The organism is Chelativorans xinjiangensis (genome assembly GCF_009812055.1).
Taxonomy (GTDB): domain Bacteria; phylum Pseudomonadota; class Alphaproteobacteria; order Rhizobiales; family Rhizobiaceae; genus Chelativorans; species Chelativorans xinjiangense.
Map to the genome: position 1 here is coordinate 49,816 of NZ_WQNH01000028.1, position 14,024 is coordinate 63,839.

The 14,024-nt window shown below is 66.5% G+C and carries 9 protein-coding genes and 1 riboswitch; of the genes, 5 read left to right on the forward strand and 4 right to left on the reverse strand.

The window, feature by feature from the left end:
- Nucleotides 1-140: 140 nt before the first annotated feature.
- On the forward strand, nucleotides 141-914 hold the full coding sequence (locus GM910_RS16850; protein ID WP_159589281.1) for a VOC family protein: 774 nt from the start codon (nucleotides 141-143) through the stop codon (nucleotides 912-914).
- 427 nt (nucleotides 915-1,341) lie between these two features.
- Here the strand turns inward: GM910_RS16850 and GM910_RS16855 are convergent, their stop codons facing one another.
- The 4 genes from GM910_RS16855 to GM910_RS16870 form a co-directional block, all read right to left on the reverse strand.
- Nucleotides 1,342-3,903 carry a dipeptide ABC transporter ATP-binding protein gene (locus GM910_RS16855; RefSeq protein ID WP_159589283.1) on the reverse strand — a complete coding sequence of 854 codons (2,562 nt, stop codon included), beginning with the start codon at nucleotides 3,901-3,903 and terminating at the stop codon, nucleotides 1,342-1,344.
- 193 nt (nucleotides 3,904-4,096) lie between these two features.
- The gene (locus GM910_RS16860) at nucleotides 4,097-5,254 is read right to left on the reverse strand and encodes an ABC transporter permease (RefSeq protein ID WP_159589285.1); all 1,158 of its coding nucleotides are present in this window, start codon (nucleotides 5,252-5,254) and stop codon (nucleotides 4,097-4,099) included.
- Between the two features lie 12 nt (nucleotides 5,255-5,266).
- Nucleotides 5,267-6,304, reverse strand: a complete 1,038-nt coding sequence (locus GM910_RS16865) for an ABC transporter permease (protein ID WP_159589287.1) — start codon at nucleotides 6,302-6,304, stop codon at nucleotides 5,267-5,269.
- A gap of 94 nt (nucleotides 6,305-6,398) precedes the next feature.
- Complete coding sequence (locus tag GM910_RS16870; RefSeq protein WP_159589289.1) at nucleotides 6,399-8,051, reverse strand: ABC transporter substrate-binding protein; 1,653 nt, start codon at nucleotides 8,049-8,051, stop codon at nucleotides 6,399-6,401.
- A 314-nt stretch (nucleotides 8,052-8,365) separates the two neighbouring features.
- A riboswitch (cobalamin riboswitch) is annotated at nucleotides 8,366-8,570 on the forward strand.
- 129 nt (nucleotides 8,571-8,699) lie between these two features.
- On the opposite strand from GM910_RS16870, the gene GM910_RS16875 reads away from it, so the two are divergent.
- From GM910_RS16875 to GM910_RS16890, 4 genes are all read left to right on the forward strand, one after another.
- On the forward strand, nucleotides 8,700-10,580 hold the full coding sequence (locus tag GM910_RS16875; RefSeq protein WP_159589291.1) for a TonB-dependent receptor plug domain-containing protein: 1,881 nt from the start codon (nucleotides 8,700-8,702) through the stop codon (nucleotides 10,578-10,580).
- Nucleotides 10,581-10,873: 293 nt separating this feature from the next.
- A complete protein-coding gene (locus tag GM910_RS27350; RefSeq protein ID WP_246226194.1) occupies nucleotides 10,874-12,100 on the forward strand; it encodes an ABC transporter substrate-binding protein in 1,227 nt (408 codons plus the stop codon).
- Nucleotides 12,097-13,086: a FecCD family ABC transporter permease gene (locus tag GM910_RS16885; protein ID WP_159589293.1), complete on the forward strand. Its 990-nt coding sequence runs from the start codon at nucleotides 12,097-12,099 to the stop codon at nucleotides 13,084-13,086. The genes GM910_RS27350 and GM910_RS16885 overlap by 4 nt, the downstream gene beginning before the upstream one ends.
- Nucleotides 13,086-13,868, forward strand: a complete 783-nt coding sequence (locus GM910_RS16890) for an ABC transporter ATP-binding protein (protein ID WP_159589295.1) — start codon at nucleotides 13,086-13,088, stop codon at nucleotides 13,866-13,868. The genes GM910_RS16885 and GM910_RS16890 overlap by 1 nt, the downstream gene beginning before the upstream one ends.
- The last annotated feature ends 156 nt before the right edge of the window (nucleotides 13,869-14,024 follow it).

Below are 14,024 nucleotides of genomic sequence, written 5' to 3' on the forward strand. Positions count from 1 at the left end.
TAGACTTATATTATCAAGTTTTCCCGCCTCGTTCAGGCGATTGTCTGTCTGGTTGTCCCTCCTCGATCGTCCTATGATGGCACTGTTCATCCCATACGGTCTTCACGCGGCTATGCCGCCCGCGACAGAGGAGAAAGACGATGCCGACCTCTCCCAAATCCTTCTTCTGGTATGAGCTGATGACCTCCGACATGAAGGCGGCCGAAGCCTTCTACACGGCCGTCGTGGGCTGGCGCGCCGAGCCCTGGACCGAGCCCGGCACGCCGCCCTACACCGTCATGAACGCAGGCGAGCGAGGCGTCAGCGGGATCATGGACCTGCCGGAGGAATATCGCCAGTCGGGCGGCCAGCCGGCGTGGCTTGGCTACATTCATGCCGACAACGCCGATGCGGCAACAAAGGGCGTTAAGGAGGCCGGCGGCACCGTCCACCGTCCGCCGGCGGACATTCCCGGCGTCGGCCGCTTCTCCGTCGTTGCCGATCCCCAGGGCGTGACCTTCATGCTGCTGCAACCCGACGGACCGGACCAGCCGCCCGTACCGGCCGGAACGCCCGGCCACATCGGCTGGCACGAGCTCTACACGACAGACTGGCAAAAGGCCTTCGACTTCTATTCCGGCCAGTTCGGCTGGACCAAGGGAGAGGCGATGGATATGGGGGAGATGGGGGTCTATCAGCTATTCGCGGCCGGCGGCGAGCCGGTCGGCGGCATGATGAACAAGCCCGAGCAGATCCCCGTCCCCTTCTGGCAGTTCTATTTCAACGTCCCCGCCATCGACGAGGCCGCCGAGCGCGTGAAGACGAATGGCGGCAAGCTTCTGATGGGGCCCATGGAGGTGCCTGGCGGAGGCTGGATCGTGCAGTGCCTCGACCCGCAGGGCGCAGCCTTCGCCTTGTCCGCGCCGAAGCGGTGAGAGCAGCCGGGCTCTCTCGGAAAAAAGGGGAAAGATAGGGCGCCAAGCGCCCTTCTCAACGGCCCTTAGAGCGGGAGAGATTAGGCCAGGGCATCCCAACGCGCGTCATCCCGGAAGCCGGAGCCCGCAGGGCGGAGGCTGTCCGGGACCTATTCCGAAACGTCTCCGTCACGGAATGGCTCCCGGCCCTCACTTCGTTCGGCCGGGATGACGCGCGTTAGCTTTGACCGTTTTGTCTATTGGAGCGGTTCCGGCATGGGTCCTCGGGTCAAGCCCGAGGATGACGAAGTGGAAGTGTCTGCCGCAATTCTCCAACGCCGGCGACTGGCGCAAGCAACCCCTCCCGTCGTCGTCCTCGGGCTTGACCCGAGGATCCATGCCGGAACATCGACGCGCCACCAGCGGTCAAACATCCAAGCCGCTGGTACTACTTCTTCCTCGCCAGCGCCTTCGCCTGCTTCACCCAGTCCTCGCGCTCGATGCGGCCCTTGAGCTTCAGGTGCTCGTCCACCCACTGGCGCTCGGCCTTCTTCCAGGCGGCGATCTGCGCGTAGGTGTAGATGCCGAGGCCGTTGAGCATCGCCTCCAGCTTCGGCCCGACGCCGGAGATCAGCTTCAGATCGTCCGGCGTGCGCGGCGTGCGCATCTTCGGCGGACGGTTCTTGTCGGCACCCGTTAAGCCCGGCTTCACGCGCGCGGAGGCCGCTTGGCGTCCGCCGCCGACTTCCGTCTGCACCTTCTTGGGCGCGGAGAAGCCGGGAACCGCGGAGGCCGTTTCGACCGGAGCGGCCTTCGCCTTGCGCTTGATCCCGCCCTTGGCGCGAGCGGATCGCACACCGGCCTTGGGCTTCGCCCGCGCGGGCTTCGCCGCCCCCTCCCCGCGCTTCTCGTCGAAGCTGATGACCGGCTCCATCGTCTTCAGCACCTCCTCGCCCAGCCAGCACAGGCTGCGGTGGCCCTCGCCGAGGTCGGCGAAGGGCGGCAGCTCGCGCTCGCACAGATTGTCCGGCACCAGGTGCTTGTAGCGGCAGCGGGTCTGGAAGGGGCAGCCGGACGGCGGGTCCATGGCCGAGGGGATGTCGCCCTCGAGCACGATATGCTTCTTGCGCACGGAGGTGTCGGCGATGGGGATCGCCGATAAGAGCGCCTCCGTATAGGGATGGTAGGGCGGCGCGAAGATCTGGTCCGTCGTCCCCTGCTCGACGATATGGCCGAGATACATCACCACCACCCTGTCGGCCAGATAGCGCACCACCGAGAGATCGTGGCTGATGAACAGCATCGTCGTCTTGTTCTTGCGCTGGATGTCCATCAGAAGCTCGGTCACCGCCGCCTGCACCGAAACGTCGAGCGCCGAAACCGGCTCGTCGGCCACCACCACCTTGGCATTGCCGGCAAAGGCGCGCGCCACGCCGATGCGCTGCTTCTGCCCGCCCGAAAGCTGGCGCGGCATGCGCGAAGCGAAAGCACGCGGCAGCTTGACGAGGTCGAGCAGCTCCAGCATGCGGCTCCTGCGTTCCGCAACCGTCTTCCCCACCTTGAACTTTTCGAGCGTGCGCATGATCTGCGCGCCCACCGAGTGGCTGGGGTTCAGCGTGTCGAACGGGTTCTGGAACACCATCTGGATGCCGGCCACGGTGTCCGTATCCCGCTCCTCCACCGGCGTTCCCTGGATCTCCGTATTGCCCAGCGTGACGGTCCCTTCCGTCGCCGTCTCGAGGCCGAGCAGCACCTTGGCGAGCGTCGACTTCCCGCAGCCGGATTCGCCGACGATCGCCACGGTCTCCGATTCGCGCGCCTCGAAGCTGACAGCCTCGTTGGCCTTCACCGTGCGCGTCTCCGCCCCGCCGAAGATGGCGTTGGCGGCGACGTGATAATATTTCTTCAGGTCGTCGATCTTCAGCATCGGCGCGCCCGGCTTCACCGGCTCGCGCGCCGTCTTCGCCCCTTCCGGCAGCTTCTTCCAGTCGATCTCCTCGAAGCGCACGCAGCGCGAGTGATGGCTCTTGTGCTCCTTCACGGCGATCATGGGGATTTCCGCCGCATCGCACACGCCTTCCACGAAATGCTGGCAGCGCGGGCCGAAATTGCAGCCCCTCGGCCGCTCGTGCGGCAGCGGCAACTGGCCCGGAATGGCGATCAGCGGCTGCGCATTCTTGTCCGCGCCGGGCAAGGGAATGGAGCGGAACAGCCCCTGCGTATAAGGATGGCGCATGCGGTCGAACACGTCCTTGACCCGGCCCGTCTCCACCGCCTCGCCCGAATACATCACCGTGATGCGGTCGCAGGTCTCCAGGATCAGCCCGAGATTATGCGACACGAAGATCATCGACGTGCCGAATTCCTTGCCCAGCCCCTTCACCAGTTCGACGATGCCCGCCTCCACCGTCACGTCGAGCGCGGTGGTCGGCTCGTCGAGCAGAAGCAGCGAGGGCTTCGACAGAAGCGCCATGGCGATGACGATGCGCTGCTGCTGGCCGCCGGAAAGCTGGTGCGGGTAGGCGCGCATGATGCGCTCGGGGTCGGGCAGGCGCACCGCGCGCACCATCTCCAGCGCCCGGTTCCATGCCTCCTCCTTCGACACCTTCTCGTGGATCAGCGGCACTTCCATGAGCTGCCGGCCGATCTTCATGGCCGGGTTCAGGCTCGCCATCGGCTCCTGGTAGATCATGGCGATCTCGTTGCCGCGGATATGGCGCAGCTCCTCCTCGCTCATCTCCGCCATGTCGCGGCCCTTGAACTTGATGCGGCCGCCGACGATTTTGCCGACATTGGAAAGGTCGCGCATGATGCCGAGCGCCACGGTGGACTTGCCGCAGCCCGACTCGCCGACGATCCCCATCGCCTCCCCCGGCATCACCTCGCAGGAGAAGTCCATCACCGCGGGAATCTCGCCGGCGCGGGTGAAGAAGGAGATGGAGAGGTTCTCGATCTCCAGGATGGGTTGGCCGGCGTTCTGAACCCGGTTGGTGCTGATGGCTTCGTTCATGGCTGGCTCCCGCGCTGATCGATGCGGCGCCTTCGTGTTTCAGGCGCCACCGCCGTCATCCCGGAAAGCCGAAGGCTTGTCCGGGACCCATTCCGTGACCCCTCCACGTTCCAGAATGGGTCCCGGACAGCCTCCGCTATCGCTCCGGCTTCCGGGATGACGCGGTGGTGGTGTCGCATCATCGTCGTCACCCTCAATCCTTCAACGACTGCTCGCGCAGCGCATCCGCAAGCAGGTTGAGCCCCAGCACGAACGACATCAGCGCGAAGACGGGCGGCAGGGCGGGATGGATATAGGCGCGCAACAGCCGGCTCGATTCCTTGATGCCCGTTCCCCAGTCCGGGCTTTCCGGCGCCAGCCCGAGGCCGAAATAGCCGAGCGTTCCCAGAAGGATGGTCGTGTAGCCGATCCTCAGGCACGCATCGACGATGAGCGGCCCGCGCGCGTTCGGCAGCACCTCCCACAGCATGATGTACCAGGGGTTCTCGCCGCGCGTCTGGGCGGCCGCCACGTAGTCGCGCGTCTTGATGTCCATGGTCAGCCCCCGCACGATGCGGAAGACGCCCGGCGAGGAGGCAAAGACCACGGCCACGAAGATGTTCAATTCGTTCGGCCGGATAGAGATGATGCCGAGCGGATCCCTATTGAAGACGAGCCCGATATAGACCCAGCCGCCGATGAGCGCCGTGATCGCAAGCTGCACGGCGAGCAATCCCGGCCGGCTCTTGAACCGCGTATAGAACAGCGTCCCGAAGAAGATGACGGGAAAGATGAAGAAGACGCCCGCGAGCCATTGCGGGATGGCGGTCTCGCGGATGCCGGGCGTGACCAGCAGGTAGAAGAGCAGGATCACCGGGAATGCCAGCACCAGATTGGCGAGGAAAGACAGAAAATTGTCGATCCGCCCGCCGTAATAGCCGGCCGGCAGGCCCAGCGTCGTGCCCACCATCAGCGCGAACATCGTCGCCGCCGGCGCGATGACGAGCACGATCTGGCTGCCGAACACCATGCGGCTGAACACGTCGCGCGCCAGCCTGTCGCCGCCGAAAAGGAACGTCAGGCCGCTGCCGGGGTCGACGGTGCCGGGGGTCGCGTTCTTCAGGATCGCCACCTGCTGCAACGGGTCGAAGGGGGCGATCACGTCGGCGAAGATCGCCGTGAACAGCCAAAACAGGCAGATCATCAGCCCGGCGATCCCCACGCCCGTGTCGAACAGGTGCCCGTAGAGGCCGAGCACTTTCTTGTAGCGCAGGCTGAACGCCAGGATGATGCCGAGCGCCAGCCACACCGGCCAGAAGCGCGCGATCACGCCGATGACGATGCCGAAGACGCCGATGGTCTCGAATTCCATCCGTCGTCCCTCCTACTGCACGCGAATGCGCGGGTTGAGCAGCGCATAGCCGATGTCGGAAATGAGCTGCGTCGAAAGCACCACGAGCACCGACACCAGCGAGCAGGCGAGCAACAGGTCGATGTCGTTGTTGGCCGCCGCCTCCACCAGCGTGAAGCCGAAGCCCTGGTAGCGGAACATCACCTCGACGATGACGACGCCGGTCAAGAGCCACGGAAACTGCAGCATGATGACGGTGAACGGCGCGATCAGCGCGTTGCGCAGCGCATGCTTCACCACCACCGCGCTGAAGCCCAACCCCTTGAGCCGGGCGGTGCGGATATATTGCTGCGTCATCACCTCGACCATCGAGGCCCGCGTCATGCGGGCGATGTAGCCGATGCCGTAGATGGCCATGGTCATCACCGGCAGGGTGAAATTGTAGAAGGTCACGCCCTGGTTGGTGGCCGAGGCGGCAGAGCCGTTGAGCCAGCCGAGCCATGAGGCGAAGACGACGGTGAAGATGACGCCGGAGATGTATTCCGGCGTCGCCGTGGTGGTGATAGAGGCGATCGAGAGACTTCGGTCCGTGCGGCTGCCCTCGCGCATGCCGGCGAGCACCCCGATCAGGAGCGACACCGGCACCATCACCGCCATCACCCAGAACATCAGTATGCCGGTCGCTCCGAGCGCCGGGACGAGCCTCTGCGCCACCGGCACCTTGAACTTGGTCGAACAGCCGAAATCGCCCTGCAGGACGCCGGAGAAACGCGCCTCCGCCGGCTCGCGGCAATAGGCGAAGCGGGGGCTCGCCACCCCCGTTTGCGGGTCGATGTTGGGCTGTTTCGGCATCACGCCGAGCCATTGGCCGTAGCGTACGAAGAAGTTCTGCCGGTAGCCGTTCCGCTGCAGCCAGCTTTCGAGGTCTTCCGCCGAGGAGCGCATGTCGAGCTGGCTGATGGCCAGCTTCTTCAGGTTGGGCTCCAGGTTGATCAGGAAGAACACCACCAGCGAGAGGCACAGCATCGTCAGCGCCATGACACCGAGGCGGCGAAGGATGAAGCTCAGCACTGTTTCCCCTCCCCCCGTTTCGGGGGTTGTTGTCTTATTCTAGCGTTTTGCAAGAGGGGCCGTCGCCGGCCCCTCTTGGCTGTCGCAACAGGCCTCAGGCCTCGTCGAGCCACACTTCGTGCAGGTCGATCTCGAAGGTCTGATGCATGCCGTGGTTCTTCACCGCCGGCACCGAGTGGTTGTAGAGCTTGCGCCAGTAGGGCTGGATGATGATGCCCGCATCCTGGATATGCTGCTGGATATCCTTCATCACCGTGCGGCGCTCATCCGGGTCCGGCATGGTCAGCGCCTTGTCGATCATGGCGTCGAGCTCTTTGTTGGAATAGGCCGACTCGTTCCACGCCTCGCCCGTCCGGTAGGCGAGCGCCACCACCTGGATGCCGAGCGGACGCATGTTCCAGTTGGTCATGGACCAGGGATACTTCGTCCAGTCGTTCCAGAAGGTGGAGCCCGGCAGCACCTCGCGCTTGACCTTGAAGCCGGCCTCGCGGATCTGCGCGGCGATGGCATCGCCCGTGTTCTTGTGCCAGTCCTCGTCGACCGTGATGAGCACGTGCTCGTAATCCATCTGGCCGGCCTCTTCCATCAGCGCCTTGGCCTGCTCGACGTCGCGCGCGAAGGGCGCAAGCTCGGCATATTCGGGATGGATCGGGGCGACATGGTGGTTTTCCGCCGGCTCCCCGGCATTGCCGTAGCCGAGCGCCAGCACCGTGGCGGGGTCGACGGCGAGCTGCAGCGCCTTGCGCACCTTCTGGTCTTCATACGGCGCGTTGTCGACGTTGGTGCGGGCGACGATGGTCGCCGCCGTCACCACTTCCGACTTCACCAGGTCGAGGCTGTCGAGGATATCGACAAAGTCGGCGCTGGTCTCGTAGTTGGTGTGCACCTCGCCCGCCTCGAAGGCCGAGACCATGGCGGAGGGATCCGTGCCGTAGTCGATGAACTCGATGCCGTCGAGATGCGGTTCGCCGCCCCACCACTGGCCGTTCTCGCGCCGCTTTAAAACGACCCGGTTGCCGACCTCGTAGGAGACCAGTTCGAACGGACCGGTGCCGATCGGGTTCGCCGTGAAATCACGGCCGGTATCCTCGAAGCTCGGATGCACGATCAGGGCCGGGTAATCGACGAAGCCGGAGATGATGGAGATGTCCGGCTCGGGCAGCACGAGCCTCACCGTGTGGTCGTCCACCTTCTCGATGGCGCCTTCGCGCGCCTTCTTGGTCTCCGGATCGATGAGCGAGGACATGCGCGCGGCCATCGAATTGCCCTCGACGCCCTGGTCGCACCAGCGGGTGATGTTGAAGATCACGTCGTCGGCCGTGAAGGCGTCGCCATTGTTCCAGGTCGCCCCCTGGCGCACGTTGAGGATGTATTCCGTCGCGTCCTCATTGACTTCCCAGCCTTCGAGCAGCCGGCCCTCGAAGGTGAAGTCGCGCGTGTATTTGACCAGCGGCTCCAGCGTCTGGCGCATGGCGTTGGCGATCTCCGACCAATCGGCCGTCATCGGATCCTTGTTTTCCTTGATCCACATCGCGACCCTTAGAACGCCGCCCTTCTTCGGTTCCTGCGCCAGCGCCCGCACGGGTGCAGCCAGCCCCGCCATCGCGTAGGCGCCCGCCGTCGTGGCGCCGAAGATGCTCGCCAGCGCGAGGAACTCGCGCCGGTCCATACCGCCCGCTCTCGCTTTCTCCGCCAGCGCCGCGATCCGATCCGGAACACGGCCGCCATTGCTCTTGAAGAATCTCATCGACGCACTCCCATTTGTTCGTTTGCGTGCTTTTTCCGATCGCCCACAAGCTTGACCAGGCGCTAGCATTTCGCATCCGCACCGGCTTGTCAAAAGAACTTGCTGCGAAAAAGTCCCCCACAAATGCTCCCATAGTGTGCGTCCTGCGCACGCTCCGGAATGCCGAAAACGCGACATAAATGGCGCAAAAACGACAGCGGTCTGCCGATTTTGCGGCGCGGACGTGCCATTCCCGCCACGCCGGAAAATCGCCGCTCCCGACACGCCTCGGGGTGTCCGCCTGACCGATTGACGGCATCGGGGGCGGTTGCTAATCCTGCCCTTGTGCCAGAGGTGCCCGGGCGGCCTGCCGCCGGGGTTAAAAGGGAATACGGAAGGGCAGATCAGCCCCAACCGTAGCTGCTCCCGCAACTGTGAGCGCCGAGGCTTCCACATATGCCACTGGGCCGAGACGGCCTGGGAAGGCGGGAAAGCCGGAGAAGCGCGAGCCAGGAAACCTGCCTCGGGTCGTCACCGTCCGGATGCGGGCAGCTTCCGGGGCTGTGGTTTTCGCAGTGGTGGCGGACGACGTGTCACCGCTGGCGGAAACTGTGGCCGACAAGGGCCTCCGTTCCCTCCAGCATCATCGGGATATCGCGGAGGGGCATCATGACCGCATCACCAGGCAAATCCAGCCTTCTCATAACCGTATCAGTCGTCTCGCTGGCGCTCGCCGCCGGCCTGCCGGCCGCCGCCCAGGACCTCGAACTGGGCGAGATCGTCATCACGCCGAACCGGGCGCCGACGGAACTGTCGACGACCGGCTCGTCGGTCACCCTGATCGACCGCGAAGAGATCGAGGAGCAGGCGCAGCCGCTGGTCACCGACTACCTCAACCAGGTGCCGGGCGTGGCCATCACCTCCCCCGGCGGCCCCGGCACGGAAACGAGCCTTGCCATTCGCGGCGCCCCCCGCCGCTACGTCAAGACGCTCTACAATGGCATCGACATCTCCGACCCCACCAACACCCAGGTACAGACCTCCTACCAGTACCTCCTGTCCGGCGGCATCGACTCCATCGAGGTTTTGAAGGGCTCACAGAGCACACTCTACGGCTCCGACGCGATTGCCGGCGTCATCGGCCTGTCGACGCTCGGCGACATCGACCCGGGCGTGACCCACCTCCTCGCCGGCGAAGGCGGCTCCCACGGCACCGCCCGCGCCTCCTACGGCCTGCGCGCGGCGGAGGGCGGCTCGCGCCTTTCCTTCAACGCGACGGGCTTTCGCACCGACGGGATTTCGGCGGCGGACGCAGGCACAGAGCGCGACGGCTATGAGAACGTGACGCTGGATATCGCCGGTGAGCACGAATTCTCGGACGTGTTCTCGGTGTTCGGGTCTGCGCTGTTCATCGACGCGGAAGCGGAATTCGATGATGGCGATCCACCAGTCGACAACCCCTTCAACACCAATTTCAGCACCCAGAAGGCGGGTCGCGTTGGCTTCAACCTCGACCTGATGGATGGGCGCCTGAAGAACACGGTCTCGCTCCAAGCTTTCGACATTGACCGCCGCATTTCCTCGAATACGTTCGGCCCCTACAACGGCGTTTTTGAGGGCCGGCGGATCAAAGCCGAATACGAGGGCGAATTCGAGGTCACCGACCGGGCTTCACTATTTTTCGGCGCCGACCACGAGCGCCAGAACGCGAGATATTCCGACGACGTCGGCTCGCTTCCGACCGACGATTCACTCTCCCAGACCGGCCTCTGGTTGATGGCGACGGTCGAGCCATTCGACAACCTGCATCTCACCCTCGGCGCCCGGCATGACGAGCATAGTGCCTTCGGCGGCCATACCACCTGGCGCGTCACCGGAGCCTATCTCGTGCCAGATGTAGGGACACGACTGCATGCATCGCTAGGCACGGGCTTCCGTGCGCCGAGCCTCTACGAGCTCTATGCCGGCTTCGGCACGGGCAATCCGGACCTGACCCCCGAAACCAGTTTTGGTTTCGACGTGGGTATCGAGCAGAAGTTCCTGGACGATCGGCTGACTGCCGATATCACCTATTTCCAGCTTGCTATCGACAATTTGATCGATTGCGTCCCGCCGGGAGGATTCTGCCGATATGAGCAAATCCACGGCACATCACGCAGGCACGGCGTCGAAACCTCGCTCACCTACCACGTCAACAGCCAACTCACCCTCGGCGGCTCCTACACCTACACCCACGCCGAGAACCAGAACGGCGACCGCCTCGCCCGCATCCCGCGCCACGCCGTCGGCCTCTCCGCCACCTACAGACCAGCCGAGAAATGGACCATCTCCACCGCCGGCAAGATCGCCGTCGACACGGTGGAGACCGACGGCGCGTCGCTCGACGACTACTTCCTCCTCAACGCCAAGATCGCCTATAAACCCACGGAAGACACGGAGCTTTACCTGCGCGCCGAGAACGTCCTCGACCAGGACTACCAGACCGCCCGCGGCTTCGGCACGCCCGGCCTCTCCGTCTTCGCCGGCTTCAAGGCAAGGTTCGGGCCATGAGCGAAAGGGGTACCCCTCTCAAGACAGGGCAATCGCCTGAAAGGGCGGCACCCGTCGCGTCGACCCCCCTCCGCCTGCCGGCACCTCCCCCACAAGGGGGGAGGCAGGCCGGCCGCTCGCTCCGGCGCCTCTTCTGCAACATTGGAGGTTGGCGAAGAGGGTCGCGACGGCTTTCCTCCCCCCTTGCGGGGGAGGTGCCGGCAGGCGGAGGGGGGTCGACGCGACGGGCTCCGTCCTGTCAAGCGATTGCCCCACCCTCAAAGCGGGGGAGATGGCCGGCAGGCCAGAAGAGGGTGTTCCACGGAAGAAAGAGAGCCTCCCTCTCATTCAGCCTCTTCCTCGCCGGCGCTGCCCTCGCCATCCCCGCCCACGCCGAGCCCCCCGCCCGCGTCATGTCGCTCAACGTGTGCACGGACCAGCTCGCCATGGCACTCGCCGCTCCCGGCCAGCTCGTTTCCGTCTCCTTCCTGGCGCGCGATCCGGACCTTTCGCCGCTCCACCGCGAGGCGGAGCGCTATCCCGTCAACCGCGGCATGGCGGAGGATGTGTTCCTGGCGCGGCCCGACCTCGTCGTCACCGGAACCTACACGCTCCACAACACCACGCAGCTCCTGAAGCGGCTCGGCTTCCGCGTCGAGGAATTCAGCTTCGTGCAGACCCTCGACACCATCCCCCGCGACATCCGCCGCATGGGCGCGCTGCTCGGCCGCGAGGAAAAGGCCGAGGCCATGGCCGCCGATTTCGAGGCGGGGCTGGCCGAGGTCGAGGCCGATAGGTGCGAACCGCGCCCGACGGCACTCGCCTACGAGCAGAACGGCGTGGCGCTGGGCAAGGGCACGTTGGCCGATACGGTGCTCGCCGCCGCCGGCTTCCGGAATCTGGCCGCTGAAGAGGGCGTAGAGGGCATGGCCCCCTTCCCGCTCGAGCTGGTGGTGGAGAAGAAGCCCGACATCGTCATCGTGCCCGGCGGCGACGGCGACGCCCCCTCCCTCGGCGCCTTCGTGCCGCGCCATCCGGCGCTTCGCGCGCTGCCGGCCACCCGCATCGGCGCTTTCGTGCCGCGCGGCAGCTGGTCCTGCGGCGGGCCGGCGGTGCTGGAGGCGGTAAAGGCGCTCCACGCGCTGCGCCGTGAGATCAAATCCTGCGAGGCGCCGCCGCTGCCGGCTCCCCTCCCCCTTGAGGGGAGGGGTAAGGGGTGGGGGTCGGCGCGGAGCGCCCCAAAGAAAAATTCCTTGACGCCCTGCGGGCTAACCCCCACCCCCAACCCCTCCCCTCAGGGGGCAGGGCTATCGCATATGGATTTTGAGTTCTTGATCGGACCCCCACCCCTTACCCCTCCCCTCAAGGGGGAGGGGGATTCTGAGGTGTCGGCGCCCCCCTCCCCCTTGAGGGGAGGGGTGAGGGGTGGGGGCCCCGGCGAAGCCGAACAAAGACTCCATCCATATGCGATAGCCCTGCCTCAAGGGGGAAGGGAGCCAGTGCGCGCCGCAGTTGCCCCACCTTGCGGGGAAGCGCCATGAAGCCCCTCGCCCTCAACCTCGCGCTCGCCCTCCTGGCGCTCGCCCTCTTCCTCGCCTCGCTCGCCGTCGGCCCGGCCGAACTCGGCCTTTCCGAAAGCGTGCGCGGCCTCTTCGCCGGTGGTGGCGAGGCCGCAAGCATCATCATGCGCGAGATCCGCCTGCCGCGCGCGCTTTTAGGCCTCGGCATCGGCTTCACGCTCGGCTTGGCCGGCGCCGTCTTACAGGGCTTCCTGCGCAATCCGCTGGCCGAACCCGGTATCATCGGCGTCTCGGCCATGGCCGCCTTCGGCGCCGTCGCCGTCTTCTATTCCGGCCTTGCCGGCGCCGCCCTCTACGCGCTTCCGGCCGGCGCCCTTGCCGGCGCGCTCGCCGCCGTCCTCATCCTGATGGCGCTCGCCGCCCGCAACGGCTCCACCCTCACCCTCATCCTCGCCGGCGTCGCGCTTTCGAGCCTTGCCGGCGCCCTCACCGCCCTGGTGCTCAACCTCTCCCCCAACCCCTTCGCCAGCTACGAGATCATCTTCTGGCTGCTCGGCTCGCTCAAGGATCGGTCGATCGAGCACGTCTGGCTGGCCCTGCCGCTGATGGCGGCGGGCTGGCTCCTGATCGCGCTATCGGCCCGCGCCATCGACGCCCTGTCGCTGGGCGAGGAGGCGGCCGCCAGCCTCGGCGTCCACCTGGGGCGCACGCGCTTCCTCATCGTCGCCGGCGTCGCTCTCGGCGTCGGGGCTGCGACGGCGGTCGCCGGCACCATCGGCTTCGTCGGCCTCGTCGTGCCGCATCTCGTCCGCCCGCTGACCACCCGTATGCCGAGCCGGCTGCTGCTGCCGGCGGGCCTCGGCGGCGCGGCCCTCCTCCTGATGGCCGATGTCGCCGTGCGCCTCGTCCTGCCGGCCGGCGAGCTCAACGTCGGCGTGCTCACCGCGCTCATCGGCGCCCCCTTCTTCCTGTGGCTGGTGGTGCGCGCCCGCCGGGAGGTGTTCTGATGCGCCTTGCGGTGGAAAACCTCGACGTCTCGCTCTCCGGCCGCCCCGTCCTGCACGGCGTCGGGCTCACGCTCGCGCCCGGCGAGGTCGTCGGCCTTCTCGGCCCCAACGGCGCCGGCAAGTCCACCCTCATGCGGGCGCTCGCCGGGCAGATCGCCGCCTCCGGCACCATGCGCCTCGGCGACGACGACCTCACGGCGCTCCCGCCCGCCGCACGCGCCCGGCTCCTTGCCTACCTGCCGCAGTCCCGCATCATCGGCTGGCGCCTCATGGTCGGCGATCTGGTCGGCCTCGGCCGCCTGCCCTGGCGCGGCTTCGGCGCGCGGCTGAGGCCGCACGACACCGAGATCGTCTCCCGCGCGCTGGAATTGATGGACGTCGCCCACCTCGCCCATCGCCCGGCGACGGAGCTTTCCGGCGGCGAGCAGGCGCGGGTGCTCGCCGCCCGCGCCGTCGCCCAGGACACGCCGGTCCTCATCGCCGACGAGCCCGCCTCCGGCCTCGACCCCGCGCATCAGATCACCATGATGCGCGCGCTTCGCCGGCTCGCCGGCGAGGACCGCGCTATCCTCGTCTCCCTGCATGACCTCACCCTCGCCGCCCGCTGGTGCGACCGCGTGGTGATGCTGAAGGATGGTCGCCTCGCCGCCGAAGGCCCACCCGAGGCCGTCATGACCGCCGGGAACCTCGCCTCGATCTACGGCGTCGCCGCCCATATCACGCGCGACGAAGGCGGCCTCATCCTGGCCCCCACCGGGCTGACGGAGGGTGGCGCTCCATGATCGCCTGGCCCGATACCGCGCGCACGCGCGAGATCGCCGAAGCCGAGCCGGTGGGAGCCCCCCTGCCCACCGCACCGCGGACCGACGCCGCGCCCGCTCCGCCCGTCGAGCCCCACGCGCCGCCGGCGCCGGACACCGCCCCCGCTCTCCCCGCCG